The organism is Streptomyces sp. NBC_00234, assembly GCF_036195325.1.
Lineage (GTDB): Bacteria > Actinomycetota > Actinomycetes > Streptomycetales > Streptomycetaceae > Streptomyces.
Genome location: NZ_CP108101.1, coordinates 2,430,798 through 2,449,349, shown reverse-complemented (window position 1 = coordinate 2,449,349; position 18,552 = coordinate 2,430,798). Strand labels below are relative to the sequence as shown.

General features: G+C 71.5%; 17 protein-coding genes. 8 read left to right on the top strand and 9 right to left on the bottom strand.

Annotated elements, in window-relative coordinates; translation table 11 throughout:
- The first annotated feature begins 193 nt into the window (after positions 1-193).
- Genes OG230_RS10635 through OG230_RS10625 form a run of 3 tightly spaced genes read left to right on the top strand, consistent with a single transcriptional unit; the run spans position 194 to position 3,361 of the window.
- Positions 194-1,507, top strand: a complete 1,314-nt coding sequence (locus OG230_RS10635; protein ID WP_328909921.1) for a glycosyltransferase family 4 protein — start codon at positions 194-196, stop codon at positions 1,505-1,507.
- A 52-nt stretch (positions 1,508-1,559) separates the two neighbouring features.
- On the top strand, positions 1,560-2,291 hold the full coding sequence (locus OG230_RS10630; protein ID WP_328909920.1) for a class I SAM-dependent methyltransferase: 732 nt from the start codon (positions 1,560-1,562) through the stop codon (positions 2,289-2,291).
- Positions 2,288-3,361 (top strand): prenyltransferase, encoded by a 1,074-nt coding sequence (locus tag OG230_RS10625; protein ID WP_328909919.1) that lies wholly within the window; start codon positions 2,288-2,290, stop codon positions 3,359-3,361. The genes OG230_RS10630 and OG230_RS10625 overlap by 4 nt, the downstream gene beginning before the upstream one ends.
- 4 nt (positions 3,362-3,365) lie before the next feature.
- On the opposite strand, the gene OG230_RS10620 is transcribed toward OG230_RS10625, so the two are convergent.
- Positions 3,366-3,659 (bottom strand): hypothetical protein, encoded by a 294-nt coding sequence (locus tag OG230_RS10620; protein ID WP_328909918.1) that lies wholly within the window; start codon positions 3,657-3,659, stop codon positions 3,366-3,368.
- 139 nt (positions 3,660-3,798) lie between these two features.
- Between OG230_RS10620 and OG230_RS10615 the strand changes: the two genes are divergently transcribed.
- Together OG230_RS10615 and OG230_RS10610 are read left to right on the top strand one after the other, a co-directional pair.
- Positions 3,799-4,365 (top strand): hypothetical protein, encoded by a 567-nt coding sequence (locus tag OG230_RS10615; protein ID WP_328909917.1) that lies wholly within the window; start codon positions 3,799-3,801, stop codon positions 4,363-4,365.
- 69 nt (positions 4,366-4,434) lie between these two features.
- Positions 4,435-5,214, top strand: a complete 780-nt coding sequence (locus OG230_RS10610; RefSeq protein WP_328909916.1) for a maleylpyruvate isomerase family mycothiol-dependent enzyme — start codon at positions 4,435-4,437, stop codon at positions 5,212-5,214.
- Between the two features lie 17 nt (positions 5,215-5,231).
- Here OG230_RS10610 and OG230_RS10605 read toward each other — a convergent pair whose 3' ends face one another.
- From OG230_RS10605 to OG230_RS10575, 7 genes are all read right to left on the bottom strand, one after another.
- The gene (locus OG230_RS10605) at positions 5,232-6,242 is read right to left on the bottom strand and encodes an LLM class F420-dependent oxidoreductase (RefSeq protein ID WP_328909915.1); all 1,011 of its coding nucleotides are present in this window, start codon (positions 6,240-6,242) and stop codon (positions 5,232-5,234) included.
- 122 nt (positions 6,243-6,364) lie between these two features.
- On the bottom strand, positions 6,365-7,225 hold the full coding sequence (locus tag OG230_RS10600) for a hypothetical protein (protein WP_328909914.1): 861 nt from the start codon (positions 7,223-7,225) through the stop codon (positions 6,365-6,367).
- Between the two features lie 177 nt (positions 7,226-7,402).
- Complete coding sequence (locus OG230_RS10595; RefSeq protein WP_328909913.1) at positions 7,403-8,323, bottom strand: N-acetylmuramoyl-L-alanine amidase; 921 nt, start codon at positions 8,321-8,323, stop codon at positions 7,403-7,405.
- Positions 8,324-8,345: 22 nt separating this feature from the next.
- A complete protein-coding gene (locus OG230_RS10590; RefSeq protein WP_443051583.1) occupies positions 8,346-8,933 on the bottom strand; it encodes a class I SAM-dependent methyltransferase in 588 nt (195 codons plus the stop codon).
- A 252-nt stretch (positions 8,934-9,185) separates the two neighbouring features.
- On the bottom strand, positions 9,186-10,490 hold the full coding sequence (locus OG230_RS10585) for a M20/M25/M40 family metallo-hydrolase (RefSeq protein WP_328909911.1): 1,305 nt from the start codon (positions 10,488-10,490) through the stop codon (positions 9,186-9,188).
- Complete coding sequence (locus tag OG230_RS10580) at positions 10,487-11,875, bottom strand: cytosine permease (RefSeq protein WP_328909910.1); 1,389 nt, start codon at positions 11,873-11,875, stop codon at positions 10,487-10,489. The genes OG230_RS10585 and OG230_RS10580 overlap by 4 nt, the downstream gene beginning before the upstream one ends.
- Positions 11,875-12,828 (bottom strand): DUF1177 domain-containing protein, encoded by a 954-nt coding sequence (locus OG230_RS10575; protein WP_328909909.1) that lies wholly within the window; start codon positions 12,826-12,828, stop codon positions 11,875-11,877. The genes OG230_RS10580 and OG230_RS10575 overlap by 1 nt, the downstream gene beginning before the upstream one ends.
- Before the next feature lie 150 nt (positions 12,829-12,978).
- Between OG230_RS10575 and OG230_RS10570 the strand changes: the two genes are divergently transcribed.
- Both OG230_RS10570 and pepE read left to right on the top strand, forming a co-directional pair.
- The gene (locus tag OG230_RS10570; RefSeq protein WP_328909908.1) at positions 12,979-13,806 is read left to right on the top strand and encodes an IclR family transcriptional regulator; all 828 of its coding nucleotides are present in this window, start codon (positions 12,979-12,981) and stop codon (positions 13,804-13,806) included.
- Between the two features lie 29 nt (positions 13,807-13,835).
- Positions 13,836-14,564, top strand: coding sequence for a dipeptidase PepE (pepE, locus tag OG230_RS10565; RefSeq protein ID WP_328909907.1), 729 nt, complete (start codon positions 13,836-13,838; stop codon positions 14,562-14,564).
- A 57-nt stretch (positions 14,565-14,621) separates the two neighbouring features.
- On the opposite strand, the gene OG230_RS10560 is transcribed toward pepE, so the two are convergent.
- Positions 14,622-16,136 carry an MFS transporter gene (locus OG230_RS10560; protein WP_328909906.1) on the bottom strand — a complete coding sequence of 505 codons (1,515 nt, stop codon included), beginning with the start codon at positions 16,134-16,136 and terminating at the stop codon, positions 14,622-14,624.
- Positions 16,137-16,338: 202 nt separating this feature from the next.
- On the opposite strand from OG230_RS10560, the gene OG230_RS10555 reads away from it, so the two are divergent.
- Positions 16,339-18,543 carry an acyl-CoA dehydrogenase gene (locus OG230_RS10555; protein WP_328909905.1) on the top strand — a complete coding sequence of 735 codons (2,205 nt, stop codon included), beginning with the start codon at positions 16,339-16,341 and terminating at the stop codon, positions 18,541-18,543.
- Positions 18,544-18,552: the final 9 nt, after the last annotated feature.

The window sequence follows — 18,552 nt, the reverse complement described above, 5'->3', positions numbered from 1 at the left end:
AAGGGGGGCGGGATTCCGGGCGCGCACAGCATGCCAGGGTGCCTGCCGTGGCGCGAATCACCTGATCCGGCGGATACTCCGACGCTACCTGCCGGTAGATTCGGTGCTCGTTGAACGATCCGGTCTGAAACTTGTTCTAGATTAGCGCGAGCGGTTACGCTCCGGCGAACACGCAGTGAGAAGGGGGCCGAGTGTGACCGCTGAGGCCATAGAGACGGGCCCCCGGGCGGGCACCGAAGCGCCCGCCGCCGCGGACGACCGGCCGTTGCGCATCGCCCTCCTCACGTACAAGGGCAATCCTTTCTGCGGAGGCCAGGGCGTCTACGTACGCCACCTCGGCCGCGAGCTCGCCCGCCTCGGCCACAGCGTCGAAGTGATCGGCGCCCAGCCCTACCCGGTGCTCGACGAGGGCGTCCCGCTCACCGAACTGCCGAGCCTGGACCTGTACCGCCAGCCCGACCCGTTCCGCACCCCCGGCCGCGGCGAGTTCCGCGACTGGATCGACCTCGCCGAGGTCGCCACCATGTGGACCGGCGGCTTCCCCGAGCCGCTCACCTTCAGCCTCCGCGCCCGGCGCCACCTGCTGGCCCGCCGAGGCGACTTCGACGTCGTCCACGACAACCAGACCCTCGGCTACGGCCTGCTCGGCGACCTCGGCGCCCCGCTCGTCACCACGATCCACCACCCCATCACCGTCGACCGGCAGCTCGACCTGGACGCGGCCGACAGCAGGCGCCGCCGCGCCTCCGTACGCCGCTGGTACGCCTTCACCCGCATGCAGAAGCGGGTCGCCCGCCGCCTGCCGTCCGTCCTCACCGTCTCCGGCTCCTCGCAGCAGGAGATCGTCGAGCACCTCGGCGTGCGGCAGGACCGCGTCAGGGTGGTGCACATCGGGGCCGACACCGACCTCTGGTCGCCCGACCCCTCCGTCGCGGAAGTGCCCGGCCGGATCGTCACCACCTCCAGCGCCGACGTCCCGCTCAAGGGCCTCGTCCACCTCGTGGAGGCGCTGGCCAAGCTCCGTACCGAGAACCCGGGGGCGCACCTCGTGGTCGTCGGCAAGCGGGCCGAGGACGGACCCGTCGCCCAGGCCATCGAACGGCACGGTCTCCAGGACGCCGTCCGGTTCGTCAAGGGCATCAGCGACGCCGAACTGGTCGACCTGGTGCGCAGCGCCCAGATCGCCTGCGTCCCCTCGCTCTACGAGGGCTTCTCCCTCCCCGCCGCCGAGGCGATGGCCACCGGCACCCCCCTCGTCGCGACCACCGGCGGCGCGATCCCCGAGGTCACCGGGCCCGACGGGGAGACCTGCCTCGCGGTGCCGCCCGGCGACGCGGGCGCGCTGGCCGTGGCGCTCACCCGGCTGTTCGACGACCCGGAACTGCGGGCCCGCCTCGGCGCGGCCGGCCGCGCCCGGGTGCTGGCCAACTTCACCTGGGCCAGAGCGGCCCTCGGTACGGCCGAGCTGTACCGTCAGGCGATCGTGTCCCGGGGAGCCCGCAGGTGACTGCCCCCGCCGCCCACGGACCCCGTACCTCCGACCTCGAAGGCAGGCCCTCGTGCTGACCGTCGACTTCACCCGCTTCCCGCTCGCCGCAGGCGACCGAGTGCTCGATCTGGGCTGCGGTGCCGGCCGGCACGCCTTCGAGTGCTACCGGCGCGGCGCCCAGGTCGTGGCACTGGATCAGAACGCCGAGGAGATCCGCGAAGTCGCCAAGTGGTTCGCCGCCATGAAGGAGGCCGGGGAGGCCCCCGAGGGTGCCACCGCCACCGCGATGGAGGGTGACGCCCTCAACCTGCCCTTCCCCGACGACTCCTTCGACGTCGTGATCATCTCCGAGGTCATGGAGCACATCCCCGACGACAAGGGCGTGCTCGCCGAGATGGTCCGGGTGCTCAGGCCCGGCGGCCGGATCGCGATCACCGTGCCGCGCTACGGCCCCGAGAAGGTCTGCTGGTCGCTCTCCGACGCGTACCACGAGGTCGAGGGCGGCCACATCAGGATCTACAAGGCCGACGAACTGCTCCGCAAGATCCGCGAGGCCGGCCTCAAGCCGTACGGCACCCACCACGCGCACGCCCTGCACAGCCCGTACTGGTGGCTCAAGTGCGCCTTCGGGGTGGACAACGACAAGGCGCTGCCGGTGCGCGCGTACCACAAGCTGCTCGTCTGGGACATCATGAAGAAGCCCGCCGTCACCCGCGTCGCCGAGCAGCTGCTCAACCCGGTCGTCGGCAAGAGTTTCGTGGCGTACGCGACGAAGCCCCACCTTCCCAAGGCCGAGGCGTGAGCACTCCCGAGCGGACCGAACACCTCGTACTGCCCGGGGTCCTGACCGCCGACCAGGCCGCCGAGACCGTCGCCGCGCTGCGCGCCGTCCAGCGCGAGGACGGGGCACTGCCCTGGTTCCGCGGCCACCACCTCGACCCCTGGGACCACACCGAGGCCGCCATGGCGCTCGACGCCTCCGGCGAGCACGAGGCCGCGGAACGCGCCTACGACTGGCTGGCCCGGAACCAGAACGAGGACGGCTCCTGGTACGCCGCCTACCACGACGGCGACGTGGAGCAGCCGACCGACCGCAGCCGCGAGACCAACTTCTGCGCCTACGTCGCGGTCGGCGTCTGGCACCACTACCTCGCCACGGGCGACGACGCGTTCGTCGACCGGATGTGGCCGACGGTCTACGCCGCCGTCGAGTTCGTCCTGCGCCTCCAGCAGCCCGGCGGCCAGATCGGCTGGAAGCGGGAGGCCGACGGAACCCCCGTCACCGACGCGCTGCTGACCGGCTCCTCCTCCATCCACCAGGCCCTGCGCTGCGCGCTCGCCATCGCAGAGGAACGCGAAGAGCCGCAGCCCGACTGGGAGTTGGCGGCCGGAGCGCTCGGCCACGCGATCCGCAACCACCCGGAGCGCTTCCTGGACAAGGACCGCTACTCGATGGACTGGTACTACCCGGTCCTCGGCGGCGCGGTCACGGGAACCGCCGCGAAGAAGCGGATCGAGGACGGCTGGGACCGGTTCGTCGTCCCCGGACTCGGTGTGCGCTGTGTACTCCCCAACCCGTGGGTGACCGGCGGGGAGAGCTGCGAACTCGCCCTGGCACTCTGGGTGATGGGCGAGTCCGACCGTGCTCTGGAGATCCTGCAGTCCGTCCAGCACCTGCGCGCCGAGGGCGGCCTGTACTGGACGGGGTACGTCTTCGAGGGCAACCGCGCCTTCTGGCCCGAGGAACTCACCACCTGGACCGCGGGCTCCCTGCTGCTCGCGGTGGCCGCGCTCGGGGGGGACGAGGCGACCACCGCGGTCTTCGGCGGGGAGCGGCTGCCCAGGGGGCTGGAACCGGACTGCTGCCGCTGACTTCTCAGAAGCGGCGGACGCGGCCGGCCACGGCGTGGCCGATGAAGAGGTAGACGACGGCGGCGAGGCCGTATCCGGCGACGACCCGCGCCCACTCGGCGTCGAAGGTGAACAGGTCGTGCGACCAGCCGGCCAGCCAGCGGGCGGATTCCCGGACGAACTCGACCAGTTCGTTGCCCCGGTTGGCGTCGAGCAGGTACATCAGAATCCACAAGCCGATGATGAAGGCCATGACGTCGGCCACGACGGCTATGACACGTGCTGCGGTACTGCTTCCTGTGCCTGTTCTGGGAGACATGGACTTCGGGTTGCCGTTTTACGCAGAGTGAAACCCGGACGGCCCGTCCGACTGGCGGCCCGTGCCCGGCCGGGCGAGCCTGGCCCGGAGTGCCGAGCTGCGTCACTCGCCGTGAAATGCCCGGTCAGGGAGGTCCGCCGTGCCCCGTCCCCAACCGCTCCGCCGCCTTCCGGTGGCGTTGCTGCTGTCCTGCGCCGTGCTGGTGAGCGCCACCGGCTGCGGGGACGGCGAAAGCGGCAGCGGCAGCACGACGAACGCCGTCTCCAGCGCGAGCCCGGGCGTCTCGCCCTCCGCCTCGAAGCAGAAGCTCGCCAAGACCCGGTTCGTGGCCAACGCGGGGCTGGCGGCCGGTGCGACGTACCAGTGGATCGTGAAGCCGTACCGCGCGGGCTCGTTCAAGAAGGGCGCGGACGGCCGCACCTTCGCCCTGATCAAGGCGGGGCTCGCGGGCGGGTTCGCGTACAACCGGCTGAAGGCGGCGGCGGAGAACGCCAAGGGCGACCCGCTGCTCTCGAAGGCCGTCGCCCCGCTGACGGCCGGAATCGAATCGCTCAAGGAGCTGGGAACCAAGCTCCGCAACGGCGAGGCCGGAGCCGGGGACATCGGTGTCTTCGAGAGCGTCGTGAACAGCATCAAGGAAGCGGGCGCGAGTGTGGGCGCCGAGGTGAAGGACAAGGTCCCGTCCACCTCTCAACTGGGCCAGTAGACGCGTGTGGTCCCGGCATGATCCAGACGAGCCCGGCATGATCCGGACGAGAGGCCCTAGGGTGCTCGAATGACCCTTCTTCCGTACGACCGCTACTGCGACGAGATCCTGACCCAGACCGACGGGCTCCGGGCGGCGCTCAAGGACGCGGACCTCACCGCGCGGGTCCCCACCTGCCCCGAGTGGAGTCTGCGCGAGCTGGCCGTCCACGTCGGCGGCGCCCACCGCTGGGTCGGCGAGATCGTACGGACCCGGGCCACCGAGGACATTCCCGAGGACCGGGTGCCGGGCAGCGCGGGGCCGGAGAGCGAGGAGCCGGGCGCCCTCGACGCCTGGCTCGCCGAAGGGGCCGAGGGCGCCGTGGCGGCCCTGCGCGAGGCGGGCCCCGACACCGAGGTCTGGAGCTGGTCCGCGGAGCAGCGGCCGTCGTTCTGGGCGCGGCGCATGGCGCACGAGACCGTCGTGCACCGCGCGGACGCCGCCCTCGCCGCACGGGCCGACTACGAGGTGACGCCCGAGGTGGCGGCCGACACCATCGAGGAGTGGCTGGAGATCGTCGCCGCCGCCCAGCGGGACGGCGACCCGGAGGCCGTCGAACTGTGCGGCGGCGGGCGTTCCCTGCACCTGCACGCCACGGACGTGCCCGGCGCGGAGTGGCTGATCGAGTTCGGCGAGGACGCCTTCGGCTGGCGCCACGCCCACGGGAAGGCCACCGTCGCCCTGCGCGGCACGCTCACCGACCTGATGCTCGTCTTCCACCGCCGGCTGAGCCCCGGCAGTACCCGGGTCGAGGTGCTGGGGGACGCGGAACTGCTGGACTTCTGGCTGGACCGCTCGTCCTTCGGCTGATCCGCCGGCCAGGTTCTCTAGGAGTTGAGCTCCGCGAGCACCCGCAGCGTGTTCGGGTCCGGTGCCGTGACCAGCAGATCGGTCACCGGTCCCTTGCGCCACAACTCCAGCCGCTCCGCGATCCGTTCACGCGGGCCGACGAGCGAGATCTCGTCGGCGAACGCGTCCGGCACCGCGAGCACCGCCTCCTCCTTGCGGCCCTCCAGGAACAGCCGCTGGATGCGCCGGGCCTCCTCCTCGTACCCCATCCGGCCCATCAGATCGGCGTGGAAGTTCCGGGCCGCGTGGCCCATGCCCCCGATGTAGAACCCCAGCATCGCCTTCACCGGCAGCAGCCCCTCGGCCACGTCCTCGCAGACGTGCGCCCGTGCCATCGGCGCGACCATGAATCCCTCGGGAAGGTCCGCGGCCGTCACGCCGTACACGTCGGGGCGCATGGGCGACCAGTACAGCGGCAGCCAGCCGTCGGCGATCCTGGTCGTCTGCGCGACGTTCTTCGGCCCCTCCGCGCCCAGCAGCACGGGGAGTCCGGCGCGCAGCGGATGGGTGATCGGCTTCAGCGGCTTGCCCAGACCGGTGCCGTCCGGCCCGCTGTACGGATGGGAGTGGAAGCGCCCCGCGAGCGCGACGGGCCCCTCCCGCGCGAGGACCTGGCGGATCACCTCGACGTACTCACGGGTCGCGGTCAGCGGACTCCTGGGGAACGGCCGCCCGTACCACCCCTCCACCACCTGGGGCCCGGAAAGACCGAGCCCCAGCATCATCCGGCCGCCCGAGAGATGGTCGAGGGTGAGTGCGTGCATCGCCGTCGCCGTGGGCGTACGCGCCGCCATCTGCGCGATGGCGGTGCCCAGTCGGATCCGGGAGGTATGGGCCGCGATCCAGGTCAGCGGTGTGAAGGCGTCCGAGCCCCACGCCTCCGCCGTCCACACGGAGTCGTAGCCGAGCTCCTCGGCGCTGCGGGCCAGCGGGAGATGGTCCGGATTCGGGCCGCGGCCCCAGTATCCGAGAGCGAGTCCGAGCCGCATTCCGCACCCTCCAGCCCTAGGGCCTGTCGTGACGCCACGTCAGATCGCCGACGTGGGAGGGACTGTACGACAGCGGCCCCCCGCCCGGAAGGGCGAGGGGCCGTGAGGCACGTCGGAGTGCGTCAGCCGCGCTGGATGCCCGTGGTGTCCTGGAGGACCCCACGACGGCCGTCCTGGGTCTGGGCGATGAGGCCCGGACCGCGCTGCTCGACCGCGAGGTACCAGGTGCCCGGCGCCAGTTCGGCGATCGGGTTCGGCGAACCGTCCTCGCCGTACAGCGGACGGGCCACCGGCACCGCGAACCAGAACGGCGTGAAGTCGCCGGCCGACGCTCCACCGTCCTGCGGAGCCTGCTGGGCCTGGGGTGCCTGCTGCGCGTGCATGGCGTGCGCCTGCGCCGGGTCGCCCTGACCGGGCTGCTGCGCACCGTACGGCTGGGGCTGACCCGGCTGGCCGCCGTAGGGCTGCTGCTGGGCGCCGGGGTAGCCGTAGCCCTGGCCGGGCTGCTGCTGTCCACCGTACGGCGCCTGCACACCCTGCTGCGCCGGACGCGGGGCGCCCATCAGCGGGGCCTTGAGCGCCGGAACCATCGGGGTGGCGATCGCACCGGCCGCCAGCGCCATGGTCGCGAGAAGGCCGAGGATCATGCCGGCGCCCGCGTCGTTGGCGTCGATGATCGTCCAGAACGCCGTCCACAGCGAGAAGACGGTGAACGCGACACCGAACTGGCCCAGGTCCAGCCCCACGACCTTGCGGCCCGGCATGGAACGGCCCACGATCACCAGTGCCGCGCCGATGACACCGGCCAGGAAGATGCTCATCAGGAGCGAGAGCGAGTCCCAGGCGTTCGGGCTGTCGAAGCTGGAGCAGTTGACGCCTGCGGGGCAGTCGAAACCGGAGAGGTCGAGGAAGGAGGCGATGAACAGCACCACCGCTGCTCCGATCACCACGCCGTCGCCTCGAGTGAGGGAGCGGATATTCACGTGAAGGTCCTTAGTCGGTCGTCTCGTCGGGGCGGTCGTCGCTGCCGCCTGAACGGCGGGTACGGCGCGAAGCTCGGGGGCGGCTCCCCATCGTACGGATGAATCTATCGTCTGCCCGGTCGGGTTGTGCCCCGGCCCGGAGCCTTGGGTTGCTATCCGCCCAATATCCCCGCAGAACTACCCCTTGAGATAGCTGCTGATGCCCTCGGCCATCCCAAGTGCCGCTTTCTGGCGCCAGTCCGGGTCCGTGAGCAGGGCCGCGTCCTTCGGGTCACGCATATTGCCGCATTCGACGAAGACCTTCGGAACGGTCGAAAGGTTGAGTCCGCCGAGATCGTCGCGGGTGTCGAGACCGGTTTTGTCGCCGATGTAATTGGAAGGCGCGCTTCCGGTGGCACGTACGAAGAGACCCGCGATACGGGTGCCGAGTTCGCGCGAGGGTTCGACGATGTCCGCCGTGTCCGCCGCGCCTCCCCGCACCCGGGCGGGGAGGATCACATGGAATCCCCGGTTGCCCGTCGCCGAACCGTCCGCGTGGACGGAGACCGCCGCGTCGGCGCCGGCCTTGTTGCCGATCCGGGCCCGCTCGTCGACGCACGGGCCGAAGGGGCGGTCGTTGTCGTGCGTCATCACGACCTTCGCGCCCCGTGCCTCCAGCAGGGTGCGCAGCCGGCGTGACACGTCGAGGGTGAACTGCGCTTCCGCGTAACCTGCGTTGGTCGCGGTGCCGGTGGTGTCGCACTCCTTGCGCCCGGTGCCGATGTCCACCAACCGGGCGATCTCCCGGGTGTGTTCGCGGTTGCGCGGGTTGTGGCCGGGGTCGATCACCACGGTCTTTCCCGTGAGCGGCCCCTTCGGCAGGGGCTTCGCGGACGCCGAAGGCGTGGCGGAGGCGGAGGAGGGCGCCGGTGTCGTGGACGCCGGCGCCGAAGGGGCGGCGCTTCCGGCGCTCCCGGCGCCGCCGGTGCGTGGCGGCGTCGCGACGCCGCTGCCGCCGCCTCCGCATCCGGCGACGGTCAGGGAGAGGCAGGCCAGCGCGGCGGCGGTGAGCAGGGGCCGGCCGCGGCGTGTGGGGGGAATTCTGTCGTCGTACGGCACGCGGCGAGCCTATCCGGGCGGCTCAGATACCCGTCCCCGTACGCCGCAGGACGCGCAGCGAGTCCGTCACCGAGATCTCGGTGAAGGCTCCGGAGGCCAGCGCCCGCTGATGGACGCGGTACGGGGCCTGGCCGCCGTCCGCCGGGTCGGGGAACACGTCGTGGATCACCAGGAGCCCGCCGTCGGCGACATGCGGGGCCCAGCCCTCGTAGTCGCCGTTCGCGTGCTCGTCGGTGTGGCCGCCGTCGATGAAGACGAAGCCGAGCTTTCCGCCCCAGACGGCGGCGACCTGCGGGGACCTGCCGACCAGGGCCACCACGTGCTCCTCCAGACCGGCCCGGTGCAGGGTCCGGCGGAAGGTGGGGAGCGTGTCCATCAGGCCGACCTCGGGGTCCACGACGGTCGGGTCGTGGTACTCCCAGCCGGGCTGCTGCTCCTCGCTGCCCCGGTGGTGGTCGACGGTGAGGGCCGTGACGCCCGCCGAGCGGGCGGCGTCGGCCAGCAGGAGGGTGGAGCGCCCGCAGTAGGTGCCCACCTCGAGGAGCGGGAGGCCGAGCGTGGCGGCGTCGGCCGCCGCCGCGTAGAGGGCGAGCCCTTCGCGTACCGGCATGAAGCCCTTGGCGGCCTCGAACGCGGCAAGGATCTCCGGCTTGGGCTCGGCGGCCACGGCGTTCCTCCTGGTGGGTCGGTCGATCGACGGCGCCCCATCGTGCCGCATGCCCCCGCCGTCAAGGACGGCGGGGGCCCGGTGTCTGTCGTTCGGATCATGCCGGGCTCGCGGGGTGCGGCCTGATCCGAACGACAGACCCTGCGGGGTGAGCCCGGGTCGGGCTGGTCCCCTGGCAGAGCTGCGATATGAGGGTCAGCAGCTCTGCCAGAGCCGGGTCATGACGCGGACGCCGAAGCGCAGGCCCTCCAGCGGGACGCGCTCGTCCACGCCGTGGAAGAGGCGGCCGTAGTCCAGGTCGTGGGGGAGCTTCAGGCCCTTGAAGCCGAAGCAGCGGATGCCGAGGTGGGTGAACGCCTTGGCGTCGGTGCCGCCGGGGTTGCAGTACGGCACCGGGTGGCCGTCCGGGTCCTCGGCGCGTACCGCCTCGCACATGGCGTCGACCAGCGGGCCGTCGAACGTCGTCTCCATCGCGATGTCGTGGTTGACCCACTCGCGGCTGACGGAGGGGAGGAGGAGCCGGTCGATGGTGTCGATCAGTTCCTGCTCGTGGCCGGGGAGGAAGCGGCCGTCGATGCGGGCCGTGGCCTTTCCCGGGATGACGTTGGTCTGGTAGCCGGCGTCGAACATGGTCGGGTTCGCCGAGTTGCGGAGCACCACCTGCATGAAGTCCGCGACCGGGCCGAGCCTGGCGAGGCTGCCCTCGATGTCGTTCTCGTCGAACTCGACACCGTAGAGGCGGGCCGCCTCCTCCAGCAGGGCGCGGACCGGCTCGATCAGACGGATCGGGAAGGTCTCGCGGCCGATGCGGGTGAGGGACTCCGCGAGGTCGGTGACGGCGTTCTCGGCGTTGGGGGAGGAGCCGTGGCCGGCCCGGCCGGTGGCGGTGAGCTCCATCCAGGCCATGCCGCGCTGGGCGTTCTCGATCGGGTAGAGGCGGCGGGTGTCGTCGAGGGCGAGGGAGAAGCCGCCGCCCTCGCCGATCGCCTCGGTGACCCCCGCGAAGAGTTCAGGACGGTGCTCGACCAGCCAGTGGGCGCCGAACCTGCCGCCCGCCTCCTCGTCGGCGAGGAAGGCGAGGACCACGTCCCGCGACGGCTTGGTGCCCGTGCGGGCGAAGTGGCGGGCGGTGGCCAGCATGACGGCCACGGTGTCCTTCATGTCGATCGCGCCGCGGCCCCACAGGTAGCCGTCGCGGATCTCGCCGGAGAACGGCGGCACCTGCCACTCGGAGGCGTCGGCGGGTACGACGTCCAGGTGGCCGTGGACCAGGAGCGCGCCCCGGCCGGGGTCGCTGCCCGTGATGCGGGCGACGACGTTGGCGCGGCCGGGGGCGGACTCGATCAGTTCGGACTCGATGCCCGCCTCGGCGAGGCGGCCCACGACCCAGTCGGCGGCGGCCCGCTCGTTGCTGGTCGGGTTGGAGGTGTCGAACCTGATCAGTTCGGCGCAGAGGGAGACGACTTCGTTCTGGGCCTCTTCGGAGGCGGGGGTGGTCATGCTGCACCTACGGAGGTCTTGGCGGGGGCGGCGGGGACGGCGCCGTCCTCGTCGTCCAGGGTCGAGGTGCCGTACGGCTTGATCCAGCCCAGCAGGCCGAGCGCGCAGTACAGCAGGAAGGCGGTGGCCAGCGAGTTGAGTGCGGGGATGCCGCCGTCGTAGAACTTGCCGACGCAGAACGCGGCGATCCAGATGACCAGGGACATCGGCACCCAGGTCGGTGAGGTCTTCGGCAGGGTCTCGGCCTCGCGGGTCTCGTCCAGCGGCTTGCGCATCCGCTTCACGATCCAGTATTCGGCGACGATGATGCCGCCGATCGGCGGGATGGCCACGCCCAGCAGGGAGAGGAACTCGGTGAAGTGGGTCATGATGCCGATCGCCGAGAGCACGGTGCCGGCGATGCCGAGGGCGACGGTGACCGCGCCGCGGTGCATCCGCTTGCCGAAGACGACCTGGAAGAAGTTGACGACGCCGAGTGAGGAGCCGTACAGGTTCCAGTCGTTGATCTTGGCGGTGGACATCAGGACCACGATCACACCGAAGGCGCCCGAGGTGGAGAGCACGATGTGCGACACCTCGTTGGACTTCACCAGATGGCCCAGGAGGACACCCACCATGCCGACGATGTACTCGGAGAGGATCATCGACGAGGCGCTCTGCACGAAGACGTGCGAGCCCTTCCTGTTGTAGCGGGTCATCTCGGGGGAGACGATGGCGCCGGTCATGTAGCCGCCCGCGATGGCGGTGGCGGCGATCGCCAGCGGGATCGTCTCACCGGGCGGCGGCGAGCTCATCAGTTCGCTGATCGAGTGGTCGTTGAGCGTGGTGACGATCGACCAGGCGACCATCGCGAAGAACAGCGGCGTGACGATCTTGGCGAAGAGGGCCATGTACTTGAAGCCGAAGATCACCAGGGCCGTGATGGCGAGGCCCGCGACGACGCACCACATCCACGACGGTCCGCCGACCAGCGCCGAGACGCTGTTGCCGAAGATCGTGTTCTGCACGCCGAACCAGCCGACCAGGCTGACCGCGATGACGAAGCTGACCAGCGCCGAGCCGTTGCGGCCGAAGCCGACCCAGCGGGTCAGCATCGGGGTCGCCAGGCCCTCGCGCATTCCGGCCAGGCCGATCGCGAAGATCACGATCTCCAGGATGACCGCGCCGAGCGTGAAGGCGAGGAAGGCGTCCCCGAAGGTCATGCCGACACCGATGGTGGCGCCGAGCGTGAACTGGGATATCGATCCGGACTGGGCCAGCCACTGCAGCAGCATCGACCAGAAGCCGAAGCGCTTGTCGCGCGGGACGCGGGAGAGCGCGTAGTCGTCGCTCCCGATGCTCTTGGTCTCGGCGCTGCGCACCTGAGCCTGCGAGGTGTCTGTCATCAGGACTCCTGGGGTGTGCGGCCGAAGGTCTGCAGGTGGGTCAGCGGGCCGTAGCGGGTGACGAGGTTGTCGAACTCCACCGCGTCGTGGAAGTCCAGCTGGCCGCCGCCGAACGCCTTGGCGACCTCGACGGCGTACCGGGCGGCGGAGGCGATGTCCGTCTCGTGGCTCGCGCCCGTCTGACAGCCCGGGACGGCGGCGGCCGAGGTGACCGCGAGTCCGACGACCGGAGCGGCGGTCGCGGTGGCAGGCTGGAGGATCGAATTGATGTGGTGTGCACCGTTACCGTACGGGGTGATGTCCTGTGTGGTCACGGGGTACGTGACCAACGGCTCACCCGTGACGACGGCCAGCAGCTCGCCGAGCTGCTCGCTGACCTTGAGCACCCAGCCCTCCTTGACGGTGGGCGACAGGGCCAGGCCCTTGTGGTTGATGATCCGGTTGCCCTTGGTGGTGTCGATGGAGAGCACGGCCTCCATCTCGCCGGTCACCTCGTGCCGGTTCATCGTGGCGATGTCCACGGGGGAGCCCATGAACGGCACCGGGTCGTGCGGCTCCGTCGGAGCGCTCGGGCAGATGTGGGTCGCGACGATCACGTCGCCGGGCAGGACGTCGCCCCGGCGGCGCATGTCGAGGAGCTTGGCCGCGGTGGCGATGGCCGAGACCGCGCCGTCCGCGTCGGAGACCAGTCCGGTCACCTCGGGCCGGGCGCCGATGCCGCCGAGCCGGCCGACCACGCCGAGCGTGCGGGCGCTGCCGCCCGCCGTGCGGCCCCGGCTGCCGGGAATCCGGACGAGCACGAAGTCGGTCGAGCCCTGCTCGCCGGTGACCGTCGTGACCTGCGCGGACGAACCCTCGGCCCCAGCCGCGGCGTCGAGGTAGCCGACGACCGCCTTGCCATTGACCTGGGGATCGTCCAGCAGCTCGACGATGTCCAGTACGTACTTCAACATGGGGGGCCTTTCTCGCTCATCCAGGCACATGTCCGGCGCCTGACGGGGGAGAGCGCGGTACGGGGTGCTGAGAGCAGATTCGGGATCGGATAGCGTTGAACGCAACTGTTTCCCGTTATTTGCAATTCAGGTCTGAATGGTGAGATGACGATGACGGACTACGAACTGGACCGGCGCACCCCCGCCGGTGCCCTGCAAACCGTCGACCGGGCGCTCCTCGTGCTGCTCGCCTTCGAGCGGACCCGGCCCGACTGGGGCGTCACGGAGGTGGCCGACGAGTTCGGCTGGGACACCTCCGTCGCCCAGCGCCTGCTCGCCACCCTCGCGGGCCGGGGCTTCCTGGTCTCCGACCCGGTCACCCGCCGCTACCGCATCGGCCCCGCCGTGCTGCGGCTCGGGCGGCTCTGGGAGCGCTCCGGATCACTGGAGCTGCTGGCCGGGCCCGTCCTGGACGAACTGCGCCGGGTCACCGGCGACACCGTGCTGTTCTGCCTTCCCGACAGCTTCCACATGCGGTGCGTCGCGGCGGAGGAGGGCGAGACCGGGCCGCTGCGCTACTACCCGCTGGTCGGCGAGCTCTACCCGGCGCACGCCGGGGCCACCAGCAAGTCGTACTACGCCTGCCTGCCCGACGAGCAGCGCCACCGGCTCTTCCGGGGCCGTCCCATGGCCCGCTTCACCGAGCGCACCGTCACCGACCCGGACGTCCTGGAACAGGAGTTCCTCAAGATCAGGGCCCAGGGATACGCCTCGACGGTCGGTGAGTACGACGCGGGGATCGCGACCGTCGCCGTACCGGTGTTCCTGGGGCGCGAGCCGTACGGGAGTCTGAGCCTCGGCGGTGGCGAGGAGCGGTTCCGGGAGGGGCTGGAGGACCGCCTCGACGCACTGCGGCACGCCGCCCGGCTGCTGGAGCAGCGGCTCACCCACCCGCCGCAACGGCCCAGGTCCAAGGCCGGCCGCCCCCGGACCACCTGACCCACGCACGCACTCTTCCGAGGAACCCAGTGAATCTGCTTCTGCTCTCCAACTCCACCCAGTACGGCCGCGGTTACCTGGAACACGCCATGGACACCGTCACCGGCTTCCTGCCCGCCGGCGCCCGACTGGCCTTCGTCCCCTACGCACTCGCCGACTACGCCACGTACACCGCACGCGTCCGCGAGGCGCTCGAACCCTCCGGGATCAGCGTCCGCGGGGTGCACGAGAACGCCGACCCGGCCGCCGAGATCGCCGCGTCCGACGCCGTGTTCATCGGCGGCGGCAACTCCTTCCGGCTGCTCAGCGCCCTCTACCGCACCGGACTCCTGGACGCCGTCCGCGACGCCGTGCGCGGTGGCCTGCCCTACATGGGCGCCAGTGCCGGTACGAACATGGCGGCCCCCACGCTGCGTACCTCCAACGACATGCCGATCGTGCAGCCGCCGTCCTTCGGGACGCTGGGTCTGGTGCCCTTCCAGATCAACCCGCACTACCTCGACCCGGACCCGGCCAGCACCCACAAGGGCGAGACCCGCGAGGAGCGGCTCACCGAGTTCCTGGAGGAGAACGACGTACCGGTGCTGGGGCTGCGCGAGGGCTCCTGGCTCCGCGTCAACGGCCGCCAGGCACGGATCCAGGGGGCGCGCCCCGCCCGGCTGTTCACCCGCGGCGCCCAGCCGCAGGAGCTGCCGGCCGGTTCGGACGTCTCCCGGCTGCTCACGACCACGCCGAGGTTCGACGCGCCGGTGCGCTGACCTTCGGGACGGGTTCGGGCCCCGCCACCGCCGCCGTGCCCCGGGCGTCCGGGCAGGTCAGCGGGAGCGGGCCCCGTCCGGCGAGCGCACCGGGGGCGAGGCGGCGAGCGCGTCGTCCGCGCTGCTCGCCAGCAGCACCGGGCGCGCCGCCCGCTGCGAGGGCAGGAACGCGGCCAGCACCAGGCCGACCAGCACCGCACCCGTGGCGATGACGAACGAGATCCGGAACCCCTCCATGCTGGGCACCTGGACCGGCCCCATCGCCACCGAGGTGTTCGCCAGCACCATGCCGATCACCGCGCTCGACACCGAGGTGCCGATCGACCGCATCAGGGTGTTGAGCCCATTGGCCGCGCCCGTCTCGGACGGGTCGACGGCGCCGATGATCAGGGCGGGCAGCGAGGAGTACGCGAGCCCGATCCCGGCCCCGAGCACCACGGCGATGATCACCGTCTGCCAGGCGGCACTCATCAGGCCCAGCCCGGCGCCGTACCCGATCGCGATGATCAGCATGCCGAGCATCAGGGACGCCTTCGGTCCGCGGCGGGCGGAGATACGGGCGTACACCGGGGCGACGAACATCATCGTCAGGCCCAGCGGTGCCACGCACAGCCCCGCCGTCACCATCGACTGACCCAGCCCGTAGCCGGTCGAGGTGGGCAGCTGGAGCAGCTGCGGCAGGACCAGCGAGACCGCGTAGAAGGCGACCCCCACCATGATCGAGGCGAGGTTGGTGAGCAGTACCTCGCGCCGGACCGTGGTGCGCAGGTCGACCAGCGGCGCGGAGGTGCGCAGCTCGAACAGGCCCCACAGCAGCAGGATCAGCAGGGACGCCGCGATCAGCCCGAGGGTCGTACCGGAGGTCCAGCCCCAGTCGCTGCCCTTCGTGATGGGCAGGAGCAGACAGACGAGGCCGAGCGAGAGCCCGAGTGCGCCGATGACGTCGAAGCGCCCGGGGGCGCGCAGCGGCGGCTCCGGGACGACCAGGACGGTGAGCACCATCGCGATCACGCCGAGCCCGGCCGCTCCGAGGAACAGGGTGTGCCAGTCGGCGTGCTGTGCGACCAGTGCGGCGGCGGGCAGGGCGAGTCCGCCGCCCACCCCGATCGACGAGCTCATCAGGCCCATCGCCGACCCCAGCCGCTCCCGCGGCAGCTCGTCGCGCATGATGCCGATGCCCAGCGGGATGGCGCCCATGGCGAAGCCCTGGAGGGCGCGGCCGACGATCATCACGACGAGGTCGTCGGTGAAGGCGCAGATCAGCGAGCCGATGACCATGACGGCGAGGCTGGCGAGCAGCATCCGCCGCTTGCCGTAGAGGTCGCCGAGCCGGCCCATGATGGGCGTGGACACCGCCCCCGCGAGCAGGGTCGCCGTCATCACCCACGTCGCGTTCGACGGGCTGGTGCCGAGGAGGGCGGGCAGGTCCTTGATGACGGGGACGAGCAGGGTCTGCATCACCGCGACGGTGATGCCGGCGAAGGCCAGGACGGGGACGACTCCGCGGCCCGCCCGGTCCTTCCCCGGATCGGGGAGTTCTCCCGCGGGCTGTTCCTTTGTCGTCCTACGCATACGTGCGGCCTCCGGGCAGCTCTCACCACCCGGGCTCCCCCCAAGTGTGTGCATCCTGAACGCTTCCGTACGCCCGCGGTATTCCGGTGAACGGGACACGAAGCCGGAGCGGACCAAAACCAGCGGTCCTCCGACCTTCCTTCGGAATGGAACGTGTTCTACTCTTGCGCCGTTCCAATGGCTGCGACCGGCGAGGAACCGCATGGGCATCGGAATCACCGAAGAGCATCGCGCCTTGGCGCAGGCCGTACGCGGCGGGCTGGCCCGCGCCGTCCCGCCGCAGGAGATACGCGCACTCCTGGACGCGAACCCTGCGCCCGAGCCCCGCGCCCGGCCGCCCCACTGGGACGCGCTCGCCCTGCAGGGCCTCCCCGGCATCCACCTGCCCGAGGAGTACGGGGGAGGGGGCGGCGGACTCCTCGACCTGGCCGTGGTCCTCGAAGAGGCGGCACACGCCTCGCTCCCCGGCCCCTTCGCTGCCACCGTCCTGACCTCGGCGGTCCTGCACCGGGCGGTCGCGTCCGCCCCGCACCAGGAAGGCGACGGCCTCCGCGACCTCGTCAAGGCCCTCGCGGCCGGCGACCTCACCGGAGCGGCAGCCCTCGACACGGGCACCCTCACCGCCGTGGAGAGCGAGGGCGGCCACGTACTCGACGGCGCCGCCCCGCCCGTACTCGGCGGCGCCCAGGCGGACCTGCTCCTGCTCGCCGCCACCTCGGCCACCGGCACCCTGTGGTTCGCCGTGGACGCCGGCACCGAGGGGCTGACCGTGCGCCCCCACGGCAGCGTCGACCCGACCCGTCCCACCGCCGAGGTGCACGCCGGAGGCGTCCGCGTCCCCGCCCACCGGACCGTCGCCACCGACACCGCGTCCGTCCGCGACCTCGCCGCCGTCCTGCTGGCCGCCGACGCCTGCGGAACCGCCGCGCGTTCCCTGCACACCGCGTCCGAATACGCGAAGGTCCGCGAACAGTTCGGCCGGCCCATCGGGCAGTTCCAGGCCGTCAAACACCTCTGCGCCGACATGCTCGTCCGGCTCGAACAGGCCCGCGCCCTTACCTGGGACGCCGCCCGCGCCTTCGACGAGACCCCCGACGTACGGGGCATGACCGCCGCCCTCGCCGCGGCCACCGCACTCGACGCCGCGTACACCTGCGCCAAGGACTGCATCCAGATCCTCGGCGGCATCGGCTTCACCTGGGAACACGACGCCCACCTCCAGCTGCGCCGGGCCGTGGTGGCACGGCAGCTGCTCGGCGGTGGTGACGCCCACCGGCTGCGCGCCGTCCGCCTCGCCGGGAGCGGTGCCCGCCGCGAACTCACCCTCGAACTCCCCGCCGAGGCCGCCGGCCACCGCGCCGAGGCCCGGCAGGCCGTCGCCGCCGCCCGCGGCCTCGACCCCCGCGCCGCCCGCCGCGCCCTGGCCCCGGCCGGATACGCGGCCCCGCACCTTCCCGCCCCGTACGGCCTCGGCGCAGGACCGGTCCGGCAACTGGCCGTCCAGCAGGAGCTGAAGGCACAGGGCATCAAGGTGAGTGACCTCGGGATCGGCACCTGGGTGGTGCCCTCCCTCCTCGCGTACGGGACCGACGAGCAGCAGAAGCGCTTCCTGATGCCCACCCTGCGGGGCGAACTCCTCTGGTGCCAGCTCTTCTCCGAGCCGGGCGCCGGCTCCGACCTCGCCTCCCTGCGCACCCGGGCCGTACGGACCGAGGAAGGCTGGCGCGTCACCGGGCAGAAGGTCTGGACGAGCGCCGCCCAGTGGGCCGACTACGGCATCCTGCTCGCCAGGACCGACCCGGACGCCCCCAAGCACCGCGGCCTGACCTACTTCCTGGTGGACATGAAGAGCGCCCGGGGCATCGACATCCGGCCGCTCAAGGAGATCACCGGGGACGCGCTCTTCAACGAGGTGTACTTCGACGACGTCCTGCTGCCCGCCGACGCGGTCGTCGGCGAGGTCGACGACGGCTGGCGGGTCGCCCGCAACACCCTGGGCAACGAACGCGTCCACATGGCCGACCAGATGACGTTCGACACCGGACTCGAAGCGCTGATCGACCGCTGCGCCGACCTCGACGGAGCGGCCAGGGCCCGCGTCGGCGCGCTCGCCGCCGAGGCCCACGCCCTGGCCTGCATCGGGCTGCGGACCACGCTCCAGCAGGTCTCGGGCCTGGAACCGGGCGCCGGAGCGTCCGTACGCAAGCTCGTGCAGACCGCCCACCAGCAGAAGGTCGCCGAACTCACCCTGGAACTCCTGGGACCCGAGGGCGCGACCACCGAGGGTGCCGCCGAGCGCGCGGTGCACGGATTCCTGATGTCGCGCTGCCTGACCATCGCGGGCGGCACCACACAGGTCCAGCTCAACGTCGTCGCCGAGCGCATCCTCGGCCTCCCGCGGGACTGAAGGGACGTA

What these genes read in the sequence shown, in the direction of transcription:
- OG230_RS10620 (WP_328909918.1), bottom strand. Translation starts at nt 3,659, where the DNA reads ATGTCTCCCAGAACAGGCACAGGAAGCAGTACCGCAGCACGTGTCATA.
- OG230_RS10610 (WP_328909916.1), top strand. Translation starts at nt 4,435, where the DNA reads ATGACCCTTCTTCCGTACGACCGCTACTGCGACGAGATCCTGACCCAG.
- OG230_RS10605 (WP_328909915.1), bottom strand. Translation starts at nt 6,242, where the DNA reads ATGCGGCTCGGACTCGCTCTCGGATACTGGGGCCGCGGCCCGAATCCG.
- OG230_RS10590 (WP_443051583.1), bottom strand. Translation starts at nt 8,933, where the DNA reads ATGCCGGTACGCGAAGGGCTCGCCCTCTACGCGGCGGCGGCCGACGCC.
- OG230_RS10585 (WP_328909911.1), bottom strand. Translation starts at nt 10,490, where the DNA reads ATGACCACCCCCGCCTCCGAAGAGGCCCAGAACGAAGTCGTCTCCCTC.
- OG230_RS10580 (WP_328909910.1), bottom strand. Translation starts at nt 11,875, where the DNA reads ATGACAGACACCTCGCAGGCTCAGGTGCGCAGCGCCGAGACCAAGAGC.
- OG230_RS10575 (WP_328909909.1), bottom strand. Translation starts at nt 12,828, where the DNA reads ATGTTGAAGTACGTACTGGACATCGTCGAGCTGCTGGACGATCCCCAG.
- OG230_RS10570 (WP_328909908.1), top strand. Translation starts at nt 12,979, where the DNA reads ATGACGGACTACGAACTGGACCGGCGCACCCCCGCCGGTGCCCTGCAA.
- OG230_RS10560 (WP_328909906.1), bottom strand. Translation starts at nt 16,136, where the DNA reads ATGCGTAGGACGACAAAGGAACAGCCCGCGGGAGAACTCCCCGATCCG.
- OG230_RS10555 (WP_328909905.1), top strand. Translation starts at nt 16,339, where the DNA reads ATGGGCATCGGAATCACCGAAGAGCATCGCGCCTTGGCGCAGGCCGTA.